23 protein-coding genes are annotated in these 22890 nt (G+C 73.6%); 20 read left to right on the forward strand and 3 right to left on the reverse strand.

Translation table 11 applies throughout. From position 1 onward, the window contains the following. The first annotated feature begins 4 nt into the window (after positions 1 to 4). The 3 genes from fmt to O7622_RS14960 all read left to right on the forward strand — a co-directional run bounded on the left by fmt (position 5) and on the right by O7622_RS14960 (position 4379). Complete coding sequence (fmt, locus tag O7622_RS14950; protein WP_282314147.1) at positions 5 to 931, forward strand: methionyl-tRNA formyltransferase; 927 nt, start codon at positions 5 to 7, stop codon at positions 929 to 931. Then, the gene (locus tag O7622_RS14955; RefSeq protein ID WP_282313906.1) at positions 928 to 2394 is read left to right on the forward strand and encodes a transcription antitermination factor NusB; all 1467 of its coding nucleotides are present in this window, start codon (positions 928 to 930) and stop codon (positions 2392 to 2394) included. Before fmt ends, O7622_RS14955 begins: the two co-directional genes overlap by 4 nt. Before the next feature lie 236 nt (positions 2395 to 2630). Continuing rightward, entirely contained in the window at positions 2631 to 4379 is a 1749-nt protein-coding gene (locus O7622_RS14960; RefSeq protein ID WP_282313907.1) for a M28 family peptidase, read from the forward strand. Positions 4380 to 4422: 43 nt separating this feature from the next. On the opposite strand, the gene O7622_RS14965 is transcribed toward O7622_RS14960, so the two are convergent. Continuing rightward, positions 4423 to 5313: a septum formation family protein gene (locus O7622_RS14965; RefSeq protein ID WP_282313908.1), complete on the reverse strand. Its 891-nt coding sequence runs from the start codon at positions 5311 to 5313 to the stop codon at positions 4423 to 4425. Positions 5314 to 5390: 77 nt separating this feature from the next. Beyond that, positions 5391 to 6278, reverse strand: a complete 888-nt coding sequence (locus O7622_RS14970) for a septum formation family protein (RefSeq protein WP_282313909.1) — start codon at positions 6276 to 6278, stop codon at positions 5391 to 5393. A gap of 261 nt (positions 6279 to 6539) precedes the next feature. Here O7622_RS14970 and rpe point away from each other — a divergent pair, with 261 nt between their 5' ends. From rpe to O7622_RS15055, 17 genes are all read left to right on the forward strand, one after another. Then, positions 6540 to 7220, forward strand: coding sequence for a ribulose-phosphate 3-epimerase (rpe, locus tag O7622_RS14975; protein WP_282313910.1), 681 nt, complete (start codon positions 6540 to 6542; stop codon positions 7218 to 7220). Between the two features lies 1 nt (position 7221). Beyond that, positions 7222 to 8178, forward strand: a complete 957-nt coding sequence (locus O7622_RS14980; protein ID WP_282313911.1) for a response regulator — start codon at positions 7222 to 7224, stop codon at positions 8176 to 8178. Between the two features lie 418 nt (positions 8179 to 8596). After that, positions 8597 to 9658 carry a bifunctional diaminohydroxyphosphoribosylaminopyrimidine deaminase/5-amino-6-(5-phosphoribosylamino)uracil reductase RibD gene (gene ribD, locus O7622_RS14985; RefSeq protein ID WP_282313912.1) on the forward strand — a complete coding sequence of 354 codons (1062 nt, stop codon included), beginning with the start codon at positions 8597 to 8599 and terminating at the stop codon, positions 9656 to 9658. Position 9659: 1 nt separating this feature from the next. Then, positions 9660 to 10271, forward strand: a complete 612-nt coding sequence (locus tag O7622_RS14990) for a riboflavin synthase (protein WP_013285532.1) — start codon at positions 9660 to 9662, stop codon at positions 10269 to 10271. Next, positions 10271 to 10966 (forward strand): nicotinamide riboside transporter PnuC, encoded by a 696-nt coding sequence (gene pnuC, locus O7622_RS14995; protein WP_282313913.1) that lies wholly within the window; start codon positions 10271 to 10273, stop codon positions 10964 to 10966. Before O7622_RS14990 ends, pnuC begins: the two co-directional genes overlap by 1 nt. Next, complete coding sequence (locus O7622_RS15000) at positions 10963 to 12228, forward strand: bifunctional 3,4-dihydroxy-2-butanone-4-phosphate synthase/GTP cyclohydrolase II (RefSeq protein WP_282313914.1); 1266 nt, start codon at positions 10963 to 10965, stop codon at positions 12226 to 12228. The genes pnuC and O7622_RS15000 overlap by 4 nt, the downstream gene beginning before the upstream one ends. Positions 12229 to 12232: 4 nt before the next feature. Further along, positions 12233 to 12730: a 6,7-dimethyl-8-ribityllumazine synthase gene (ribH, locus tag O7622_RS15005; RefSeq protein ID WP_282313915.1), complete on the forward strand. Its 498-nt coding sequence runs from the start codon at positions 12233 to 12235 to the stop codon at positions 12728 to 12730. 26 nt (positions 12731 to 12756) lie between these two features. Then, positions 12757 to 13038, forward strand: a complete 282-nt coding sequence (locus tag O7622_RS15010) for a phosphoribosyl-ATP diphosphatase (RefSeq protein ID WP_197494977.1) — start codon at positions 12757 to 12759, stop codon at positions 13036 to 13038. Between the two features lie 43 nt (positions 13039 to 13081). After that, complete coding sequence (gene hisG / locus O7622_RS15015) at positions 13082 to 13927, forward strand: ATP phosphoribosyltransferase (RefSeq protein ID WP_282313916.1); 846 nt, start codon at positions 13082 to 13084, stop codon at positions 13925 to 13927. Then, a complete protein-coding gene (locus O7622_RS15020; protein WP_282313917.1) occupies positions 13924 to 14886 on the forward strand; it encodes a DMT family transporter in 963 nt (320 codons plus the stop codon). The genes hisG and O7622_RS15020 overlap by 4 nt, the downstream gene beginning before the upstream one ends. Beyond that, entirely contained in the window at positions 14883 to 15356 is a 474-nt protein-coding gene (locus O7622_RS15025) for a PH domain-containing protein (protein ID WP_282313918.1), read from the forward strand. The genes O7622_RS15020 and O7622_RS15025 overlap by 4 nt, the downstream gene beginning before the upstream one ends. Before the next feature lie 325 nt (positions 15357 to 15681). Further along, a complete protein-coding gene (infC, locus tag O7622_RS15030; protein ID WP_043324929.1) occupies positions 15682 to 16329 on the forward strand; it encodes a translation initiation factor IF-3 in 648 nt (215 codons plus the stop codon). 19 nt (positions 16330 to 16348) lie between these two features. Further along, positions 16349 to 16543 carry a 50S ribosomal protein L35 gene (rpmI, locus tag O7622_RS15035; RefSeq protein ID WP_007075851.1) on the forward strand — a complete coding sequence of 65 codons (195 nt, stop codon included), beginning with the start codon at positions 16349 to 16351 and terminating at the stop codon, positions 16541 to 16543. Between the two features lie 32 nt (positions 16544 to 16575). Further along, positions 16576 to 16968, forward strand: a complete 393-nt coding sequence (rplT, locus tag O7622_RS15040) for a 50S ribosomal protein L20 (RefSeq protein ID WP_013285541.1) — start codon at positions 16576 to 16578, stop codon at positions 16966 to 16968. Positions 16969 to 17000: 32 nt separating this feature from the next. Next, on the forward strand, positions 17001 to 17885 hold the full coding sequence (locus O7622_RS15045) for an RNA methyltransferase (RefSeq protein ID WP_282313919.1): 885 nt from the start codon (positions 17001 to 17003) through the stop codon (positions 17883 to 17885). A 168-nt stretch (positions 17886 to 18053) separates the two neighbouring features. Then, a complete protein-coding gene (pheS, locus tag O7622_RS15050) occupies positions 18054 to 19148 on the forward strand; it encodes a phenylalanine--tRNA ligase subunit alpha (RefSeq protein ID WP_282313920.1) in 1095 nt (364 codons plus the stop codon). 26 nt (positions 19149 to 19174) lie between these two features. Continuing rightward, positions 19175 to 21769: a phenylalanine--tRNA ligase subunit beta gene (locus tag O7622_RS15055; protein WP_282313921.1), complete on the forward strand. Its 2595-nt coding sequence runs from the start codon at positions 19175 to 19177 to the stop codon at positions 21767 to 21769. A gap of 69 nt (positions 21770 to 21838) precedes the next feature. Here the strand turns inward: O7622_RS15055 and O7622_RS15060 are convergent, their stop codons facing one another. After that, positions 21839 to 22723, reverse strand: a complete 885-nt coding sequence (locus O7622_RS15060; protein ID WP_282313922.1) for a Crp/Fnr family transcriptional regulator — start codon at positions 22721 to 22723, stop codon at positions 21839 to 21841. Positions 22724 to 22890 lie beyond the last annotated feature (167 nt).

The raw sequence follows: 22890 nt of genomic DNA on the forward strand, positions 1-22890 counted from the left end.
CCGGATGCGCCTGGTCTTCGCCGGCACGCCGGCTGTCGCCGTACCGGCCCTGGACGCGATCGCCGCCTCCGGGCACGAGCTGCTCGCCGTGGTCACCCGCCCCGACGCCCCGGCCGGGCGGGGCCGCGGACTGGTCCGCTCGCCGGTCGGCGCGTGGGCCGACGCGCACGGCGTCGAGGTGCTCACCCCGGCCCGTCCGCGTGAGCCGGAGTTCCTCGACCGGCTGCGCGAGCTGGCACCGGACTGCGTACCGGTGGTCGCCTACGGCGCGCTGGTGCCGCCGGTGGCGCTGGAGATCCCCCGGCACGGCTGGATCAACCTGCACTTCTCGCTGCTGCCCGCCTGGCGCGGCGCCGCGCCGGTTCAGCACGCCGTGCTGCACGGCGACGAGCTGACCGGGGCCAGCGTCTTCGAGCTGGAGGAAGGGCTGGACACCGGCCCGGTGTACGGCACCGTCACCGACGAGATCCGTCCCGCCGACACCTCCGGTGACCTGCTGGAACGGCTCGCGTACTCCGGTGCCGGGCTGCTGGTCGCGGTCCTCGACGCGATCGGCGCCGGCACTGCCCGGGCCGTGCCGCAGCCGGCCGACGGCGTCTCGCTCGCCCCGAAGCTCACAGTCGAGGACGCCCGGGTCCGGTGGGGCGACCCCGCGTTCGCTGTGGACCGGCGCATCCGCGCCTGCACGCCCGCGCCCGGCCCGTGGACCACGTTCCGCGACGACCGGGTCAAGCTCGGCCCGGTCACCCCGCTGCCCGCCGGCCCGGAGCTGAAGCCGGGGGAGCTGCACGTGGAGAAGTCCGGCGTGCTCGTCGGCACCGCCACCACGCCCGTGCGCCTCGGCGAGGTGCGCGCCGCCGGCAAGAAGGCCATGCCCGCCGGCGACTGGGCGCGCGGCGCCCGGGTCACCGCCGGCGAGGTGTTCGCGTGACGGGGCCGCAGCGCCCGGACCGGTCCGGCGGCGACCGGCGTGGCGGCGACCGGCGTGGCGGGGACCGCTTCGGTGGGGACCGGCGGGGCGGGCGTCCGGCCCGTCCGGCAGTCGACCTGCCCCGGCAGATCGCGTACGAGGCGATCGCGGCGGTGCACCGCGACGACGCGTACGCCAACCTGGTGCTCCCGGCGATGCTGCGCGAGGCCGGGCTGACCGGCCGGGACGCCGCGTTCGCCACCGAGCTGACCTACGGCACGCTGCGGCACACCGGCACGCTCGACGCGATCGTCACCGACGCGGCCGGGCGGGACGTGCAGCGCATCGACCCGCCGGTGCGCGACGCGCTGCGGCTCGGGGCGTACCAGATCCTGCACACCCGGGTGCCCGCGCACGCCGCTGTGTCGTCCACCGTGGACCTGGTCCGGTCCGTGGGGCCGGGCGCCACCGGGTTCGCCAACGCGGTGCTGCGGGAGATCACCAGCCGGGACGCCGACGCTTGGGTGGCGAAGCTCGCCCCGGCCGAGGAGACCGACCCGATCGGGCACCTCGCGCTCGCGTACAGCCATCCGCAGTGGATCGTGCGGTCGTTCGCCGAGGCGCTCGGCGGCGACACGGGCGAGACGACCCGGCTGCTCATCGAGGACAACGAGCGCCCGCCGGTGCACCTGTGCGCCCGGCCGGGCCTGGCCGATCCGGTGGCGCTCGCCGACGAGGTGGGCGGCGCGCCCGGCGCGTTCTCGCCGTACGCGGTCTACCTGCCCGGCGGCGCGCCGGGTGACCTGCCGGCGGTGACGGACGGCCGCGCGCACGTGCAGGACGAGGGTTCCCAGCTGGTGGCGGACGCGCTGGTGGCGGCACCGCTGGACGGCCCGGACGGCCGGTGGCTGGACCTGTGCGCCGGTCCGGGCGGCAAGTCCGGCCTGCTCGGCGCCCTCGCCGCGACCCGTGGTGCCCGCCTGACCGCTGTCGAGGTGGCCGAGCACCGGGCCCGGCTGGTCGCCCAGGCCACCCGCGGACTGCCGGTGACCGTGGTGCACACCGACGGGCGCACGGTGGGCGGCGACCCGAAGCTGCCGGAGGAGCACTTCGACCGGGTGCTCGTGGACGCGCCGTGCACCGGGCTGGGCGCGCTGCGCCGTCGCCCGGAGTCGCGGTGGCGCCGCCAGCCGTCGGACCTGCCACCGCTGACCCGGTTGCAGCGGGAACTGCTCACCGCCGGGCTGCGGGCGGCCCGGCCGGGCGGCCTGGTCGCGTACGTGACGTGCTCGCCGCATGTGGTGGAGACGCACGTGACGGTGACCGAGGCGGCCCGGCGGTGCGGCTTCGGCGTCGACTTCGTCGACGCGCGGCCGTTGCTGCCGGCCGGCATGCCGGGCCTGGGTGACGGCCCCACCGTGCAGCTCTGGCCGCACCGCCACGGCACCGACGCCATGTTCCTGGCGGTCCTCCGCCGGGTCTGACCCACCTCTCCTCGCAGTCGACCAAGGAGTTCGTGTCACCGGGCCGCCGTGCCCGGACACGAACTCCTTGATCGTCATGCGGAGAAACGGGGGAGGGACGGAGCGGGTGCGGCATCCCGGTGCGGAGAGGGGGCCGGCGGGATGTGACAGCCCGTTGACTGTTCGATCGATGCATGTAACTGTTTCGACCACCGGTCCCGGCACCCCCGCCCGCCGAACCCCCACGAGGAGTCTCCATGAGACGCAGAACGCCGACCACGAGCCTCGCGCTCGCCCTCGTCGCCACCCTGACGACGGCGAGCCTGGCCGGCACCGCCTCCGCCGCGCCCGCCCCGGCCGCCGCCCCCGCCCCGGCCGTCGCCGCCCTCGCCGCGCCGGACGTCTCCCTGAGCAACATCCAGGCCCACCTCACCCAGTTCAACTCCATCGCCACCAGCAACGGCGGCAACCGGCGCTCCGGCTCGGCCGGCTACACGGCGTCGGTCAACTACGTCAAGGGCAAGCTCCAGGCCGCCGGCTACACGGTCACCGAGCAGAACTGCTCCACCTGCACCTACCCCGGCAACAACCTGATCGCCGAGTGGCCGCAGGGCCCCGCCGACCAGGTCGTCATGTTCGGCGCGCACCTGGACGGCGTCGCCGCGGGCCCCGGCATCAACGACAACGCCTCCGGCTCGTCGGTGCTGCTGGAGAACGCGCTGGTGCTGGCCGCGCAGAACCCGACCATGACCAAGCGGGTCCGGTTCGCCTGGTGGAACGGCGAGGAGCAGGGCCTCCAGGGCTCCAAGCACTACGTCAACCAGCTCAGCTCCACCCAGCGCGGCTACATCAAGGGCTACTACAACTTCGACATGGTGGGCTCGCCCAACGGCGGCTACTTCATCAACCGGATCACCTCGGCCACCGCCGCGCCGCTGAAGGCGTACTGGGACTCGTTCGGTATCTCGCCGGAGGAGAACACCGAGGGTCAGGGCCGCTCGGACGACTACTCGTTCGCCAACGCCGGCATCCAGACCTCCGGCTACGCGGCGGGCGCCAGCTACACCAAGAGCTCGGCGCAGGCCAGCAAGTGGGGCGGCACCGCCGGTGCGGCGTACGACGGGTGCTACCACCGCTCCTGCGACAACACCAGCAACATCAACACGACGATCCTCAACCGCAGCGCGGACGGCGTGGCGTACGCCATCTGGGCGCTCGCGGTCGGCGGCGGCACGCCGTCCAACGACTTCTCCGTCTCGGTGAGCCCCACCTCCGGCACCGTCGCCCGGGGCGGCTCCACCACCGCCACGGTCAGCACCGCCACCACCGCCGGCAGCGCGCAGACGGTGGCGCTGTCCGCCGGCGGCGCTCCGAGCGGCGTCTCGGTGAGCTTCAGCCCGTCGTCTGTCACCTCGGGCGGCTCGGCCACCATGACCGTCACCGCCTCGTCGACGGCCACCACCGGCACGTTCACCCTCACCGTGACCGGCACCGGCTCGGCCACCCGCACCGCCAGCTACACGATCACCGTGACCGGCGGGAGCGGCGGCTGCACCGGCGGCCAGCTCATCGGCAACAGCAGCTTCGAGTCCGGCACCACGCCGTGGACGGCCAGCTCCGGCGTCATCACCAGCAGCTCCAGCCAGGCGGCCCGCACCGGGTCGTACAAGGCGTGGCTGAACGGGTACGGCACCTCGCGTACCGACACGCTGTCCCAGTCGGTCACGCTGCCGTCCGGGTGCAGCAGCTACACGTTCTCGTTCTGGCTGCACATCGACTCGGCCGAGACGACCACCTCGACCGCGTACGACAGGCTCACCGTGCAGGTCGGTTCGACCACGCTGGCCACGTACTCCAACCTGAACAAGGCCACCGGCTACACCCAGCGCACCTTCAACCTGGCCGCGTACGCCGGTCAGACGGTCACGCTGAAGTGGACCGGGGTCGAGGACTCCTCGTTGCAGACCAGCTTCGTCGTGGACGACGTGACGCTGCAGGTCGGCTGAGCGGTCCCGGGCGGGGTGGGCGCCGGCCCGCCCCGCCCGGGTCTCACGTGATCGGCAGTGCCTTCGCGCCCGCGCCCTTGACCGACCGGGTCAGCGAACGTTCGGAGACCCACAGGAAGCACTGCACGCCCCGGTCACCGTCGCGCCACTGCTCCTCGAACGGGTGGTAGATGATGGTGCCGGCCCGGTACTGCATGTTGCCGTCGTTCGGCAGCCCGGCGTACTTGGCGATCAGGCCGCGGCAGGCCTTGTGCGTGCGCAGCGGCGTGCGCTCGAACTCGGCGTAGCTGATGTCCGGCGCCTGGTAGACGCCGACGAACTCGGCGCGGTGCCTGGTGGTGCAGGCCACCGGCCGCATCGACTGCACCTCGTCCTTGCTCAGCTTCGGGTTGAAACAGCCGAGCGCGAGCTTCGAGCCGGGCTTCAACGCACCCCGCAGGCTGCCGGTGCGCTGGGCCACGGCGCCCTCGTCCAGATCGGTGATCTCGGCGACGTCGCAGCGGTACCAGCGGGCCCCGCCGGACCACGCGAGCGCCGAGGGGAGGACCACCGCCAGGCGTAGCCGCCCGCCGCGCCAGTCCCCGCCGACGGCCCGGGTGACCTGCCGGGCGCAGTCGGCGTGCGCGGCGCGCATGCCGGCCGAGCCGGACCGAGGCGGTGCGGAACGCTCCGCCTCCGCGCCGGTCATCGTGCCCACGTGCAGCGTCTCGGTGCGGTGCGGGGTGGCGCAGTCGACCGGCTGGTAGCCGCTGAGGTAGCCGACGTCGGCGACAGTGGGATGACAGGCACCGCTCTGCGGCACGAACCCGACCGGCGCGGCGAACGCGGGCCAGTCGTCGACCAGGTCCCGGTCCACTCCGGCCGGCGCGGCACAGCCGCCGAGCGCCAGCACCAGCGCCGCGCCCACAGTGACCGCCACCCGCCATCGCCGCATCCCGACCGACCTCCCCCGCGCATCCGGCGCCGCCCGGCCGACCGGTACGCCTCGGCGGTGCAGCATACGGCAGCCGCTCAGGTGACCGGGAGTCCCTCGGGTCCGGCGCCGCGCACCGAGCGGTTCAGCTTGCGGTCGTCACTCCACAGGAAACAGCGCACGCCCCGGTCGCCCTCCTCCCACTCCCGCTGCGACGGCGGGTAGAAGATGGACCCGGCCCGGTACGGCAGCTCGGCGTTGTCCGGCACCTCGGCGAACGCGGCGATGAGCGTCATGCAGCGGCGGTGCGTGGCGGGCGCGCCCCGGGTGAACTCCGCCCAGCTCATGTCGCGTTCCTCGTACACGCCGACGAACTCCGCCCGGTGCGGTTCGGTGCACAGCACCGGGGCCATGTAGTTGAGGTTCTGGCCGATCAGCTTCGGGTCGAAGCACCTGTGCACCAGCGGGTTGTCGCCGACGAGCGCGCCCCGCAGGCTGCCGACCCGGTTGACCGGGCGGGTGTTGTCGATGCTGTCGGTCTCGGCCAGGTCGCAGCGGAACCAGCGGGCGCCGGACGTCCAGGCGGTGGCGGTGGGCAGTGCGATGTTCAGCGTCAGCCGGGCGGCCCGCCAGTCCCCGCCGATCATCTCCCGGGTCCGCTGGTCGCACTCGGCGCGTGCGGTCCGCAGCGCCGGCGAGCCCGGTTCGGGGCGTACGCCCTGCGCCACCGGCTCGCTGAACCGGCCGACGTGCACGGTCTCGGCCAGGTGGCTGCCCGCGCAGTTCACCGTCTCGTACGTGGCGGCCGCCACCACTGTGCTCAGCCGGGGCAGGCACGCCTCGGTCGCCGGGACGAACAGCTGCGGCGCGGGCAGCGCCGCCCAGTCGTCGATCAGGTCGCCGTCGGCCCGGTGCGTCTGAGCGCATCCGGCGAGCACCGCGGTCGCGGCGCCGGCCAGCGCGAGCACGTGGAGCCACCGTGGCATCGTCCGCCCCTTCCGGGAGAGATGACAGCCGGTCGCCACAGGCCCGACCGGCGTCCCCCGCGCCCGGGCGTGCAGCATACGTGACCGTCCCTGTAGGAGTTTCGTCATCTTTCAATCGATCGGCCAGTCACCGGCGACTATTCGTGCCGATTCTCTCTCCGGACGGCCGGATGGTGCACCGGTGGTGAAGGACGCATCACCGCCTGTCACTCCGGGAGACGTGCCGCGACCTCCGGAACACCGCGTTCGTACACTGGCCCCGTGACCGTACCGCCGCCGATCGTCGCGCCCAGCATCCTGGCCGCCGATTTCGCCCGCCTCGCCGACGAGGTCCGTGCCGTGGAGCCCGCCGCCGACTGGCTGCACGTCGACGTCATGGACAACCACTTCGTGCCCAACCTGACCATCGGGCTGCCGGTGGTGCAGAGCCTGCGCGCCGTCACCGGGATCCCGTTCGACGTGCACCTCATGATCACCGACCCGCGTCGCTGGGCGCCCGGGTACGCCGACGCCGGGGCGTACAACGTCACGTTCCACGCCGAGGCGTGCGACGATCCGGTGGCGCTGGCGAAGGACCTGCGCTCGGCCGGAGCGAAGGCGGGGCTGGCGATCGACCGGGACACCCCGATCGAGCCGTACCTCGAACTGCTGCCGAGCTTCGACACGCTGCTGATCATGACGATCAAGGCCGGCTTCGGCGGCCAGCGCTTCCTGCCGCAGATGCTGGACAAGGTGCGCGCGGCCCGCCGGCACGTCGACAGCGGGCACCTGGAGCTGCGCATCGAGGTGGACGGCGGCATCGCCGCGGAAACCATCGAGCAGGCCGCCGCGGCCGGCGCCGACGCGTTCGTCGCGGGCACCGCCGTCTACGGCGCCGACGATCCCGCGGAGGCGGTACGCCGCCTGCGGGGCCTGGCGGAACGCGCGATGACCGGGGCCTGAGATGGAACCGGCCGGCGAGCGACCCGACGTGATCCTCGTCGTCGACGACGACGAGGACATCGCCCGCTTCGTCGAGTTCAACCTGCGCCTGCACGGCTTCGAGGTGCTGCACGCCGCCGACGGCCAGGAGGCCCTGGAGGTCATCGAGCGGCAGCGGCCCGACCTGGCAGTCGTCGACCTGATGATGCCCCGCATCGACGGGCTGGAGCTGACCCGGCGGCTGCGCGCCGACCCGATGACCTCGGCCCTGCCGGTGATCATGCTCACTGCGAAGGGGATGACCCAGGACAAGGTCAACGGGCTCAGCGTCGGCGCGGACGACTATCTGGTCAAGCCGTTCGACACGCTGGAACTGGTGGCCCGGGTCAACTCCACGCTGCGGCGCAACAAGGAGTTCCGGGAGGTCTCGCCGCTGACCGGGCTGCCCGGAAACAGCCGGATCCGGCGGGAGATCAGCGACCGGGTACGCAACGGCGTCGACTACGCCGTCGGCTACATCGACATCGACCGGTTCAAGAGCGTCAACGACCGGTACGGCTTCGTGCGCGGCGACGAGTTCATCTCGGCGCTGGCTCGCAGCCTGCACCGGGCGGTGGTGTCGATCGGGCTGCCGCCGGCGTTCCTCGGCCACGTCGGCGGCGACGACTTCGTCATCGTCTGCGCGCCGAGCCAGGTCCGGCCGTTGACCAGCCGGGCCGTCGTCGACTTCGAGAAGGCCGCCGACGCGCTCTACGACCCCACCGACCGGGAACGTGGCTTCGTCGAGCTGAAGGACCGGCGCGGCAACATCCGCCGCGCCGCGCTCGTCACGCTCTCCATCGGCGTGTCGCTGTCCGATTCCGGCAAGCGGTTCACCGACCCGCTGGAGGCGATCGCGGTGGCCTCGGAGATGAAGACGGTGGCCAAGAGCCAGCCCGGCTCGTACGTGGCGGTGGACCGCCGGCGCGGCGTCACCTGACCGGTCCTGTGAGGTAGCTCGCCTCTGTGGCGCGCGCCCGGGCGGAACGTGTAAGACTTCTCTCTATACCCACCACGCGCTGGCGGGGCTCGGTGAGATTCCGAACCGGCGGTGATCCACGGTCCGACCGTGGTAAGCCCGCGACCCGGACGGCTTCGGCCGGACGGTGGACCTGGTGAGAATCCGGGGCCGACGGTTGGGGTGCGGCTCGTCCGCCCCCAGAAAGTCCGGATGGGAGACAGCGCGCGGAACGGGGGAGGCCCCTGCCGGCCGCTGAGCACCCTCAGCCGCCGCGTGGGCTCCCCGGGGTCGGCGTCGCCGTCCCCGGGTTCTCCGCCGCCCGCGTGTCCGCGGCTTTCGTGGCCGTTCCTCCCGAACCCCGCCCGCGCGCGACCGGCGAGCGGGAGGACAGGCGGCCATGGCGAGCGTCTCCGTCGACGAGGCGATGCGTCGTGCCATCGAACTGGCCGCACGCGGCCTCGGCGCCACCAGCCCCAACCCGGTCGTCGGCTGCGTGCTGCTCGACACCGGCGGCGAGGTCGTCGGCGAGGGCTTCCACGCGTACGCCGGCGGCCCGCACGCGGAGATCGTCGCGCTGGCCCAGGCCGGCACGCGGGCCCGCGGCGGCACCGCCGTGGTCACCCTGGAACCCTGCGACCACACCGGCCGCACCGGCCCGTGCAGCCACGCGCTCATCGCCGCCGGGGTCTCCCGCGTGGTGATCGCGGTGCCCGACCCCAACCCGGTCGCCTCCGGCGGCGCCGCCACGCTGCGCGCCGCCGGGGTCCAGGTGGCTCTCGGGGTACGCGCGCAGGAGGCCGAGGCCGGCAACGTCGCCTGGCTCACCTCGATGCGCCGCGGCTGGCCGTACGTGATCTGGAAGTACGCGGCCACCCTCGACGGGCGTTCCGCCGCGTCCGACGGCACCAGCATGTGGATCACCTCCGAGGCGGCCCGGATCGACGTGCACGCGCTGCGCGGCACCGTCGACGCGGTGCTCGCCGGGGTGGGCACCGTGCTCACCGACGACCCCCGGCTGACCGCCCGCAACCTGCGCGACGGCACCCTCGCCATCCGGCAGCCGCTACGGGTGGTGGTGGACAGCTCGGGGCGTACCCCGGCCGACGCCCGGGTCCGCGACGGCGCCGCCCGCACGTGGATCGCCACCGCCGCGGAGGTCGGCGCCGGGCCGGACGGCCGGGTCGACCTGCCGGCGCTGCTCGCGGAGCTGCACCACCGGGGCGTGCGGGCCGCGCTGCTGGAGGGCGGGCCGACGCTGGCCGGCGCGTTCCTCGCCGCCGGCCTGGTCGACAGGATCGTCGGGTACGTCGCGCCGAAGCTGCTCGGCGCCGGCCCGACCGCGCTGCTCGACGCGGGCGTGAGCACCATCGCCGACGCCATCGATCTGGAGATCACCGACGTTACGCGGGTCGGTCCCGACCTGCGGATCACCGCGCTGCCCCGGAAGAGGGAGAGCTGACATGTTCACCGGCATCGTCGAGGAACTGGGCGAGATCGTCCGGAGCACCGAGACCGGCGACGACTCCGCGCTGGTCGCCATCCGCGGCCCGCTCGTCACCTCGGACGCCCGGCACGGCGACTCGATCGCCGTCAACGGCGTCTGCCTCACCGTGGTCGACGTCGACGGCGGCGTGTTCACCGCCGACGTGATGGGCGAGACGCTGCGCCGCACCGCGCTCGGCGCGCTTCGCCCCGGCGACCCGGTCAACCTGGAACGGGCCGCCGCGCTCAACAGCCGCCTCGGCGGGCACCTGGTGCAGGGTCACGTCGACGGCGTCGGCGAGATCGTCGCCCGGGAGCCCGCCGCGCAGTGGGAGACCGTGCGGTTCCGGCTGCCCGCCGGGCTGGCCCGGTACGTGGTGGAGAAGGGTTCGATCACCGTCGACGGCGTGTCGCTCACAGTCGCCGAGGCGGGCGACGACTGGTTCTCGGTCGGGCTGATCCCCACCACGCTCAAGCTCACCGTGCTCGGCACGAAGCGGATCGGCGACCCGGTCAACCTGGAGGTCGACGTGCTGGCCAAGTACGTCGAGCGGCTGCTCGGCGACCGCGGCGCGGGAGGTGCCCGGTGATGGGCCCGCTCGGCTGGCTGCTCGACGCCCAGGTGCACGTGGCCGGCTCGCCGGTGCTGGTCCGGGAGATCGTCGGCAACGTCTTCGGGCTCGCCTCGGCGCTGCTCGGGCTGCGCCGGGTGGTCTGGGCCTGGCCGGTCGGCATGATCGGCAACGCGCTGCTGCTCACCGTGTTCCTCGGCGGCGTCTTCGTCACCCCGCAGGCGCACGACCTCTACGGCCAGGCCGGCCGGCAGGTCTTCTTCTTCGCCGTCAGCGTGTACGGCTGGTGGCGCTGGTCGCGTAACCGGCGTGCCGGTCGCGGGGACGAGCCGGCCGTGGTGCCGCGCTGGGCCACCTGGCCGGAGCGGCTCGGCCTGCTCGTGGCCGCCGCCGCCGGCACCGCCGCCGCGTACCCGGTGCTCGCCGCGCTCGGCTCGTGGGGGCCGCTGCCGGACGCCTGGATCCTGGTCGGCAGCCTGCTCGCCACCTACGGCATGGCCCGCGGCTGGGTCGAGTTCTGGCTGATCTGGATCGCCGTCGACGCGGTCGGCGTACCGCTGCTGCTGCGCGGCGGCTTCTACCCGTCGGCCGCCATGTACCTGGTCTACGGCGCGTTCTGCGCCGCCGGCCTGTACAGCTGGTGGCGCACCTCCCGGGCCGTCGCGACCGCGCCCGCCCCGATCCCGGCGACGTACTCGGAGGCCGTGGCATGAGCACGTTCGGTTCGATCGAGCAGGCGGTGGCGGACATCGCCGCCGGGCGTCCGGTGGTCGTGGTCGACGACGAGGACCGCGAGAACGAGGGCGACCTGATCTTCGCGGCCGAGCTGGCCACGCCGGAGCTGGTCGCGTTCATGGTCCGCTACACCTCCGGCTACATCTGCGTGCCGCTGACCGAGGGCGAGTGCGACCGGCTGGACCTGCCGCCGATGCACCACACGAACCAGGACCGGCGCGGCACCGCGTACACGGTGACGGTGGACGCCCGGGAGGGCGTCAGCACCGGCATCTCGGCCGCCGACCGGTCGCACACCATCCGGCTGCTCGCCGACGCCGCCACCGGCCCGACCGACCTGGCCCGGCCCGGTCACGTGGTGCCGCTGCGCGCCCGCGCTGGCGGGGTGCTGCGCCGTCCCGGGCACACCGAGGCGGCGGTGGACCTGACCCGGCTGGCCGGGCTGCGCCCGGCCGGGGTGCTCTGCGAGCTGGTGAACGACGACGGCACCATGATGCGCCTGCCGGACCTGGAGAAGTTCTGCGCCGAGCACGGTCTGACGCTTGTCACGATCGCGGACCTGATCGCCTACCGGCGGCGTACCGAGAAGCAGGTCGAGCTGGCCGCCGAGGCCCGGATGCCCACCCCGTACGGCGTGTTCCGGGCGCTCGGCTACCGCGCCGAGCACGACCCGGCCGAGCACGTCGCGCTGGTCATGGGCGACCTCGGCGACGGGCGGGACGTGCTGGTGCGGGTGCACTCCGAGTGCCTCACCGGCGACGTGTTCGGCTCGCTGCGCTGCGACTGCGGGCCGCAGTTGCAGGCCGCGCTGGCCCGCGTCGCCGCGGAGGGACGGGGCGTGGTCCTCTACGTGCGCGGGCACGAGGGCCGGGGCATCGGCCTGCTGCACAAGCTGCAGGCGTACCAGCTCCAGGACCAGGGCCGCGACACCGTGGACGCGAACCTCGACCTGGGCCTGCCGGCCGACGCCCGCGACTACGGCACCGGCGCGCAGATCCTCTACGACCTGGGCGTCCGGACGATGCGGCTGCTGACGAACAACCCGGCCAAGCGGGCCGGCCTGGAGGGGTACGGCCTCACCGTGACCGGCCGGGAAGGGCTGCCGGTGCGGTCCAACCCGGAGAACGTGCGCTACCTGCGCACCAAGCGGGACCGGATGGGTCACCTGCTGGACGGACTGGACGAGGTGACCGAGGCGCCGATGGGCCGCCCGGTCGCCGGTGACGAGATCGGAGCGTAGGGCGATGGCGGGATTCGGTGAACCGGGCGCGACCGCTGTGGACGCCGCCGGGATGACTGTCGGCGTGGTGGCCGCCCGGTGGCACGGCGACCTGACCGACCACATGACCGAGCGTGCGGTGGCCGCCGCGCAGGCGTGCGGGGCGCGGGCCGTGGTGGCCCGGGTGGCCGGTTCGGTGGAGCTGCCGGTGGTGGCCCAGGCGATGGCCCGCCGCTACGACGTGGTCGTCGCGCTCGGCGTGGTGGTACGCGGTGCGACGGCGCACTTCGACTACGTCTGCAAGTCGGTCACCGAGGGGCTGACCCGGGTGGCCCTGGACGAGGGCAAGCCGGTGGCGCACGGGGTCCTCACGGTGGACACCGTCGAGCAGGCCCGCGACCGGGCCGGGCTGCCCGGCTCGGCCGAGGACAAGGGCTGGTCGGCGACTGTGGCCGCGCTGGACGCCGCCCTGGCCGTCCGCGCCCTCGACGCCCAGTCCGCCCACCGGGTCGGCTTCGCCTGACCCACCCGGCCCGTCACCGCAAGCGGCTGGAAGAATCGCCTTCCGTGAAGACGTTCGAGGAGTTGTTCGCCGAGCTGCAGGCCAAGGCCGCCGCCGGCACCCCGGGCTCGGGCACCGTCGACGCGCTCGCCAAGGGCGTGCACTTCATCGGCAAGAAGGTCGTCGAGGAGGCGGCCGAGTCGTGGATGGCCGCCGAGCACGAGGGCCCGGAGCGGGCCGCCGAGGAGATCTCCCAGCTGCTCTACCAGGCGCAGGTGCTGATGCTCGCCACCGGCCTGGAACTGAAGGACGTCTACCGACATCTCTGAGTGCCCGTCCGCTGATCATCCGATCGAACGAAGGAGCACTCCCATGCTGCGTGTCGCAGTACCCAACAAGGGCGCCCTGGCCGAGTCGGCAGCCGGGATGCTGCGCGAGGCGGGCTACCGCCAGCGCACCGACCCGAAGGACCTGGTCTGCCGGGACGAGGCCAACGACATCGAGTTCTTCTACCTGCGCCCCAAGGACATCGCCACCTACGTCGGCTCCGGTGACCTGGACGTCGGCATCACCGGCCGCGACCTGCTGATCGACTCCGGCGCACCGGCCGAGGAGATCGTCGACCTCAACTTCGGGCGGGCCACGTTCCGGTTCGCCGCCCGGCCCGACGACGTCGCCTCCGTCCAGCAGCTCGGCGGGCACCGCATCGCCACCGCGTACCCGGGTCTGGTCGAGCGGCACCTGGCCGAGCTGGGCGTCAAGGCCGACGTGATCCGCCTGGACGGCGCGGTGGAGAACGCCATCCGCCTCGGCGTGGCCGACGTGGTCGCGGACGTGGTGGAGACCGGCGCGACGTTGCGCCAGGCCGGCCTGGTGGTGTTCGGCGAGCCGCTGCTGCGTTCCTCGGCGGTGCTGGTCCGCCGGGCCGGTGCGCCCGGCGGCCCCCAGCAGGAGCAGTTGCAGCGCCGGCTGCACGGCGTCCTGGTCGCCCGCCGGTACGTGATGCTCGCCTACGACGTGCCGGCCGGCCTGCTCGACCGGGCCAGCTCGCTGACCCCCGGCATCGAGTCGCCCACCGTCTCGCCGCTGCATCGGGAGGGCTGGGTCGCGGTGCAGGCGATGGTGCTCCGCGACGACGTCCACCGGATCATGGACGAGCTGTACGAGCTGGGCGCCCGCGCGATCCTGGTCACCAACATCCACGCCTGCCGGCTGTGAGACCGCTGCCGCTCCCGGCCGCGTTGGCCGTGGTCGTGGCCGGCGGCGTGGCCTCGGCCGCCCAGGGCGCGGTCAACGCCGAGATGGGCGAGCGGACCGGTGCCCCGGTCTTCGGCGCGGTCGTCAACAACCTCGGCGGCTGCCTGCTGGTGCTGGCCGGGATCGTGGCGCTGCCCTCGATGCGCGCCGGGCTGGCCGGGCTGCGCCGCTCCGGGCTGCCGTGGTGGGCGTACCTCGGCGGGGTGGGCGGCGCGGTGATCGTGCTGGTCGCGCCGGTGGTGGTGCCGGTGCTCGGGGTGGCGGTGTTCACGATCGCCCAGGTGGCCGGCGGCAGCCTCGGCGGCCTCGCGGTGGACCGGGCCGGGCTGGCCGCCACCGGGCGGATGCCGCTCACGCTGCCCCGCGTCGGCGGCGCGGTGCTCGGCGTCGGCGCTGTCGCACTGGCGCAGCTCGGCCGCCCGGTCGGTGACCTCGCGGTCGGGCTGGTGCTGCTCTGCGTCCTGGGCGGGCTGGCGGTGGCGGGGCAGTCCGCACTCAACGGCCGGGTCGCGGCCTCGGTCGGCCCGGCCGCCGGCCTCGCTGTCAACTTCGCGGTCAGCACTGTGGTGATCGGCGCGGTCGCGGCGCTGACCGGAGCGCTCGCGAGCCAGCCCCGCTGGCCCACCCAGTGGTGGCTCTACGTCGGCGGCCTGCTCGGCGTCGGCATCGTGCTCTCGCTGCTGGTCGGGGTACGCGCCGCCGGGGTGCTGCGGACCGGCCTGGCGCTGGTGGCCGGGCAGCTCGGCGGCGCGCTGCTGCTGGACCTGGTGCTGCCCGGCGGCCCCGGTGTGCGGCTGCCGGTGCTGGCCGGTGCCCTGTTCACGCTGCTCGCCGTGGTGGTCACCGGGCTGCGCCGGCGCGGCCCGGACCGTGTGGCGGCCGAAGGCGTACGCGAACCGGATGGCAGACTGGTCGGGTGAGCGATTCCGTGGTGACCGTGCGACCCCGCCGCGTCCGGGTCGTCTGCTGGGTGTCGGCCGTCACGTTGTTCGTGGTGTTCAGCCTTGTCGCGACGTCGCTGACCGGCGCCACCGGCAACGGCTACGGCACGTTCCAGCGCGGCGACCAGCTCGCCATGATCGGCCTGGGCGTCTTCGGCGCGCTCGGCTTCCTGCTGTTCACCCGCCCTCGTGTGATCGCCGACGCCAAGGGCGTCCGGGTGCGCAACGTGTTCAGCTCGTACGAGCTGCCGTGGGAGGTCGTCCGGGGTGTCCGGTTCGACCGGGGCGCACCGTGGGCCAGCCTGGAGTTGCACGACGACGACCTGTTGCCGATGGTCGCGTTGCAGGCCGCCGACAAGGAGAGCGCGGTCGAGGCGGTCCGCGCGTTGCGCCGCCTGCACCAGGCGCACCTGGCGGCGCTGTCCGCCGGCCAGTCGGCACCCCGCTGACCAGCGAGCCCGGTTTGGGCGGGCCTGGGCCGAGGGTGTAGTGTTGCGGAGTCGACCAGACTGCCCCCGTCCCTGACGCGCGGGCGGTCGTGAAGCGGAGCGCCCGCTCCCACCCGAGTCGCCGCCACGGTGGCCGGGTCCGGTCCCCGGTTTCGGGCACGTCCCGGCGCCGGATGCGCGATCCTGTGATCGTGCCGACCGGTCGAGTGGGCCCTGGCATACGCCGGGGCCTTCTGCTTTCCGGGTCGGCTCCCACCCGGGAGCCCACGGAGTCGGCACCGTAGGAGACTCGACTCGAGGAGGCCCCATCAGCGTCGAACCACGCGTGAACGAGCAGATCCGGGCACGTGAGGTCCGACTGGTCGGCCCTGAGGGTGAGCAGGTGGGCATCGTCCCGCTGGAGCGCGCCCTGCAGCTGGCCGCGGACGTCGACCTGGACCTGGTCGAGGTTGCGCCGATGGCGCGCCCGCCGGTGTGCAAGCTCATGGACTTCGGCAAGTTCAAGTACGAGAGCGCACTCAAGGCGCGCGAAGCGCGGCGTAACCAGCAGCAGACCGTCATCAAGGAGATGAAGCTCCGGCCGAAGATCGACCCGCACGACTACGAGACCAAGAAGGGTCACGTGGTGCGGTTCCTCAAGGCCGGCGACAAGGTCAAGGTGACGATCATGTTCCGCGGTCGGGAGCAGAGCCGCCCGGAGCTGGGTTACCGGCTCCTGCGCCGGCTCGAGTCCGAGATCACGGACCTGGGATACGTCGAGGCCGCGCCGAAGCAGGACGGCCGAAACATGATCATGGTTCTCGCTCCGCACCGGGCCGTCAAGGCCTCCGCTGTCGCCGCCACGGCGTCCCGCGGTGGACCGCGCGACCGGGCGGCGGAGGAACCGGCCGCTCCGGCCGGCGAGACCCCGGCGGCCGGCGACACCGCAGCAGCCGGCGAGACCGGTACGACCGCTGAGACCAGCGGCCAGTAACAGGGGAGAAGACGTTCCAATGCCGAAGATGAAGAGCCACACGGGTATGGGCAAGCGGGTCAAGGTGACCGGCAAGGGCAAGATCGTTGCCCAGCAGGCCGGCCTTCGCCACAACCTGGAGAAGAAGCCCAGCACCCAGACCCGTCGGCTGACCGGCACCGTCGAGCTGGCCAAGGCCGACACCAAGCGCATCAAGAAGCTGCTCGGCCGCTGACGCGAGCCACCTGAACCGAAGAAGGAGTTGAGATGGCACGCGTCAAGCGGGCTGTGAACGCCCAGAAGAAGCGTCGTACCCTGCTGGAGACCGCGAGCGGTTACCGCGGTCAGCGCTCCCGGCTGTACCGCAAGGCCAAGGAGCAGGTGCTGCACTCGATGCAGTACTCCTACCGGGACCGTCGCGACCGCAAGGGCGACTTCCGGCAGCTCTGGATCCAGCGGATCAACGCCGGCGCCCGGGCCAACGGCCTGACCTACAACCGCCTGATCCAGGGCCTGCGCCTGGCCGGCATCGAGGTCGACCGGAAGATCCTGGCCGACATGGCCGTCAACGACGCCGCCGCGTTCGCGGCGATCGTCGAGCTGGCCCGCGCCGCCGTGGCGGCCGAGGGCACCGGTGGCGCCGCGGCTCAGGCCGCCTGACCCACCCCGTACGGCAGATCGAGGCGTCTCCCATGCAGTCACAGTCGCAGGGGAGGCGCCTCGACGCCGTTCCCGGACCGTTCACCCCGCGTACCCCGAGGGTCGTCGCCGCACGCCGGTTGCAGCGGCGGCGCGACCGCGACCAGGCCGGCCGGTTCCTGGCCGAGGGGCCGCAGGCGGTCCGGGAGGCGCTCGCCCGCGCCGGCACGGTGGTCGAGCTGTTCGGCACCCCGGCGGCGCTCGACAGGTACGCCGACCTCGCCGCCACCGCCACCCGCGCCGGCGTGCCGGTCTCCGAGGTGACCGACGACGCGCTCGCGGCGCTCACCGAGACCGTCGCGCCGCAGGGGCTGGTGGCGGTGTGCCGGCACCTCGACGTACCCCTGGAGCAGGCGGTGGCGCGCGGGCCGCGACTGGTCGCGGTGCTCGCCGGGATCCGCGACCCGGGCAACGCCGGCACCGTGCTGCGCACAGCCGACGCGGCGGGCGCGGGCGCCGTGGTCTTCGCGGGTGAGGCGGTCGACCCCTACAACGGCAAGTGCGTGCGGGCCTCCGCCGGCAGCCTCTTCCACGTCGACGTGGTGCGCGCCGCCGACCCGCTCGCCGCCGTCGAGGCGTTGCGGGCCGCCGGCCTGGAGATCCTCGCCACCACCGGGTACGGCGACAGCGACCTGGACGACCTCGCCGACTCAGGACGGCTGTCCGCCCCCACCGCGTGGCTGTTCGGCTCGGAGGCGCACGGCCTGCCCGAGGAGCTGACCGGCGCCGCCGACGCCCGCGTCCGGGTGCCGCTGCACGGGCGCGCGGAGAGCCTGAACCTGGCTGCGGCGGCGGCCGTCTGCCTGTATTCTTCCGCCAGAGCACTGCGTGTCCCCGGGGGCGCGCGAGAGACAGCAGGGGAGTCCGCCTCGTCATGAACGCGCCACGGCGTTCGTTTAGCCAGCCCGCCGGTGTCGGCGGGCGGCGGGCCTGACCCTTCCCCCTGCACGACTCCCCACCGGCGGGCTGCGGCGAAGCCGCGCGTCCGTAGACTCGCCTAGCCACCCGCGAGGGTCGGCGCCGCCGTGAGGGAGTGCCCGTTCACCATGAGCTACCGCAACGATCCGTACGACCCGAAGCAGGTCGCCCTGCTCGACCCGGACGCCCTGGCCGGGGCCGTGGTCGACGCCGAGAAGGCGTTCGCCGACGCCACCGACCCGGACGCGCTCACCGCGCTGCGCCCCGCGCACCTCGGCGACCGGTCCCCGGTGTCGCTGGCCCGCCGGGAGATCGGCGCGCTGCCGCCGGCCGCGAAGGCCGACGCCGGCAAGCGGGTCAACGAGGCCCGCAAGGCCATCGAGTCCGCGTACGCCGCCCGGCAGGAGATCCTGGACCGGGAACGGGCCGCGCGGGTGCTGGTCGAGGAGCGGGTCGACGTGACCCTGCCGTACGACCGCCGGCCGCGCGGCGCCCGCCACCCGCTGAGCGTGCTGATGGAGCAGATCAGCGACCTGTTCATCGGCATGGGCTACGAGGTGGCCGAGGGCCCCGAGGTCGAGCTGGAGTGGACCAACTTCGACGCGCTCAACATCCCGGCCGACCACCCGGCGCGCGGCCTGATGGACACGTTCCACATCGCACCCGCCGACGGCTCCGCCGCGGCTTCGGCCGGCTCTGCGGGCTCGGGCCTCGTTCTCCGCACCCACACGTCGCCGGTGCAGGCGCGCACCATGCTCACCCGCAAGCCGCCGATCTACGTGGTGGTGCCCGGCCGGGTCTACCGCACCGACGAGCTGGACGCCACCCACGCGCCGGTGTTCCACCAGGTCGAGGGCCTCGTGGTGGACAAGGGCATCACCATGGCGCACCTGCGCGGCACGCTCGACCACTTCGCCCGGGCCATGTTCGGCGAGGGTGCGAAGACGCGCTGGCGGCCGCACTACTTCCCGTTCACCGAACCGTCGGCGGAGTTCGACGTCTGGTTCCCGGAGCACCGGGACGGTCCGCAGTGGGTCGAGTGGGGCGGCTGCGGCATGGTCAACCCGCGGGTGCTGCGCGCCTGCGGCATCGACCCGGAGGTCTACTCCGGATTCGCGTTCGGCATGGGCGTCGACCGGACCGTGATGGTCCGGCACGGCGTCAGTGACATGCGGGACATGGCCGAGGGCGACGTGCGGTTCACCCGCGCGTTCGGCGCCTGAGCTACGGGAACGGTGGTTTAACAGTCATGCGAGTCTCTGTCAGTTGGCTGCGGGAGTACGTGGACCTGCCGGCCGACCTGCCCACCGGCGACCTGGAGCAGGCGCTGGTCGACCTCGGCATCGAGGTCGATTCCGTGGTGGACCTGCGCGAGTCGGTCACCGGCCCGCTGGTCGTCGGCGAGGTCCTGGAGATCGAGGAGCTGATCGGCTTCAAGAAGCCGATCCGCTTCTGCCGGGTCGACGTCGGCGCCGCGAACGGCACCGGCGAGCCGCAGGAGATCGTCTGCGGGGCGCGCAACTTCGCCGTGGGCGACAGGGTCGTGGTGATCCTCCCCGGTGGCGTGCTGCCCGGCGGGTTCGCCATCGGCGCGCGCAAGACGTACGGGCGCAACTCCCACGGCATGATCTGCTCGGCGCAGGAGCTGGGGCTCGGCGACGACCACTCGGGCATCGTGGTGCTGCCCGAGGACGTCAAGGCCCAGCCCGGCGACGACGCCCGGCCCGTCGTCGGCCTGGACGACGTCGTGGTCGAGCTGGAGATCACCCCGGACCGCGGGTACGCGCTGAGCGTGCGCGGCATCGCCCGGGAGCTGTCGCACGCGCTCGGCGTGCCGTTCCGCGACCCGGCCGACGCGCCCGCGCCCGGCGCGACCGCCGAGCCGGCGTACCCGGTCGAGGTCCGCGACCCGGTCGGCTGCGACCGGTTCGCGGCGCGGATGGTGCGCGGCGTCGACCCGACCGTCGAGACGCCCGGCTGGATGCGGCAGCGGCTCACGGTCGCCGGGGTGCGCAGCATCTCGCTCGCCGTCGACATCACCAACTACCTGATGCTCGAACTCGGCCAGCCGATGCACGCCTTCGACGCGGACCGGATCGCCGGGACGCTCGTGGTGCGCCGCGCCGAGGCGGGGGAGAAGCTGACCACGCTGGACGGGGTGAGCCGCACGCTGTCCGCCGAGGACCTGGTCATCTGCGACGCTGGGCTGCCCGGCGCCCTCGCAGGCGAGGACGCCGGGGTTCCGATCTCGCTCGCCGCGGTGATGGGCGGCGAGACCAGCGAGGTGCTCGCCTCGACCACGAACGTGCTGTTCGAGGCGGCGCACTGGGATCCGGCCACAGTCGGCCGTACCGCACGGCGGCACAAGCTGTTCAGCGAAGCAGCGAAGCGGTGGGAGCGGGGCGTGGACCCGGCGCTGCCGCTGGTCGCGCTGGAGAGGGCGGTCCGGCTGCTCACCGACCTCGCCGGCGGCACCGCCGGCGCCGAGGTGCTCGACATCGACCACGTCGCGCCTCGTACGCCTGTGACGCTGCCGGTGGACCTGCCGTCGCGGCGGGTCGGCGTGACGTACTCGCCGGACCGGGTGGTGGAGCTGCTGGAGCAGGTCGGCTGCACCGTCACCCGCGGCGCCGACCGGCTCGCCGAGGACCCGGGCACCGTCGGCACGGCCGGGGTCGGCTCGGGCGCCGGTGCCGGCGAGGTGCTGACCGTCACGCCGCCGAGCTGGCGGCCCGACCTGACCGACCCGGCCGACCTGGTGGAGGAGGTGGTACGCCTCGACGGCTACGACCGGGTGCCGTCGGTGCTGCCCACCGCGCCGCCCGGCCGGGGCCTGACCTGGCAGCAGCAGCGCCGCCGGGCCGTCGCCCGCTCCCTCGCCGAGCGCGGCTACGTCGAGGTGCTGGCGCAGCCGTTCGTCGCGCCGGAACTGGTCGACCAGCTCGGCCTGCCCGCCGACGACCCGCGCCGCCCCGCGGTACGGCTGGCGAACCCGCTGTCGGAGGAGGAGCCGCTGCTGCGCACCACGCTGCTCGGCCCGCTGCTCGGCATCGTCAAGCGCAACGTCGGCCGGGGCCAGCGGGACGTGGCGATCTACGAGATCGGCACCGTCTTCCACCCGCGTCCCGGTGCCGGCACCCCGCCCGCGATGGGCGTGGACCGGCGGCCCACCGACGAGGAGTTCGCCGCCGCCGACGCGGTCGTTCCCGCCCAGCCGCGGCACGTCGCGGTGGCGCTCACCGGCGAGATCGAACCGGCCGGCTGGTGGGGCCCGGGCCGCACGGCCGGCTGGGCGGACGCCGTCGAGGCGGGCCGGGCGGTGCTCGACGCCGCCGGGATCCCCGCCGGCCGGGTGACGGTACGGGCCGGCGAGCGGGCGCCCTGGCACCCGGGCCGCTGCGCCGAACTGGTGGTGGACGGCGTGGTCGTCGGCCACGCCGGTGAGCTGCACCCGGCCGTGCTGGCCGCGCTGGAGCTGCCCCGGCGTACCAGCGCCATGGAACTGGACCTGGACGCGCTGCCCGCGGCCCCGCTGGCGACCGGCCCGACCATCTCCACGTTCCCGCCGGCCCTGATCGACGTGGCGCTGGTGGTGGACGACGCGGTGCCGGCCGCCGAGGTGCGGGCGGCGCTGGTCGAGGGCGCGGGCGCGCTGCTGGACGACGTCCGCCTGTTCGACGTCTACACGTCCGAGCAGCTCGGCGAGGGACGCAAGTCGCTGGCGTACAAGCTGACGTTCCGCGCCCCGGACCGGACCCTCGCGGGCGAGGAGGCGCTGGCCGCGCGGGACGCGGCGGTCGCTGTCGCCGCCGAGCGTTTCGGCGCCACCCTGCGCGGCGCATGAAAGGAGGGGCCCCCTCTTAACGCCTCCGGTAGAGGAGGGGGCCCCTTTTAACACGTCGCCCCGCGCGGCTTACTCGTCGTCGGAAGGCAACTCGCCGAGACCTCGCAGGCCTGGCAGATCCCGGACCGTTATCCGCCGGTAGTCCGTGTCCACGAGCCGCTCGGCGCGTAGCTCGCGCAGGGCCTTCTGAATCGATGTCTCCGCCGCACCACAGATCGTGGCGAGTTCCGGCTGGGTCAGGCGGACGTCGATGACCACGCCTTCGGGACACCGCCGACCGTGCGTCCGGCACAGCTCCGCGATCACCCGGGCCACGCGGATCTTTACGTGGTACGAGGTGAAGTCGATGCGGCGCCGGTTGGACCAGCGCAGCCGATCCGCCACCATCGCCGCGAGTTCGAGCGCGGATTCGGGGCGCTCCTTGAGGAATCGGGTGAACCGGTCTCTGGGAATGACGCTGTACCGCGTGGGGCCGCAGGTGGTGATTGTGGCCGAGCGGGGTTGATCGTTCAGGGCGGACATCTCACCGACCAGGTCACCACCGACGCGCAGCGAGAGCAGCGCCGACCGACCGTCGGGGAGACTCGCCGTCACCTTGGTCAACCCCTCCTCCAGGAGCACCAGGTGCGATTCCCAGACGCCCTCGTGGATCAGGATCTGACCGGCGGGTACCTGGCGTCGGACACCGAGACCCAGGACGATCTCCCGATCTGCCGGGCGCAGCCGCCGGAGGAAGGTCCCGTACGGCCACTCGGCCTGGGGCGGTGCCCCTCGACGCATCGACAACCCCGTTCTCGCCAGCCAGCGAAGACCGTCGAAGCGTAGCCGAAGCTGAGCGGAGCGCGACGCGCGGCGCAACAGTGCGGCGGCCCCGACGTAGATCGCCACCACGGACAGCACTGCCGCCGGGTGCCAGCCCGCGTCGAGAAGCAACTCGCTGAGGACGTCGATCATGCGACTAGTCCATCGCGGCTCCGCCTGCCGGATCCCGGACGAAGACGGGAAGACCGGTTCCGGACAGGCACGGCGGATGCCGTACTTCTACGGGGTGCGGCTCGGGCGACCCGGATTCGATGTCCCTTGTGGTCCCGCCGGTTCCGGCGGGTGAGTGACGAAGGGGC

The sequence above is a fragment of the Micromonospora sp. WMMD1076 genome (assembly GCF_029581475.1).
In the GTDB taxonomy this organism is placed as follows: Bacteria; Actinomycetota; Actinomycetes; order Mycobacteriales; family Micromonosporaceae; genus Micromonospora; species Micromonospora aurantiaca.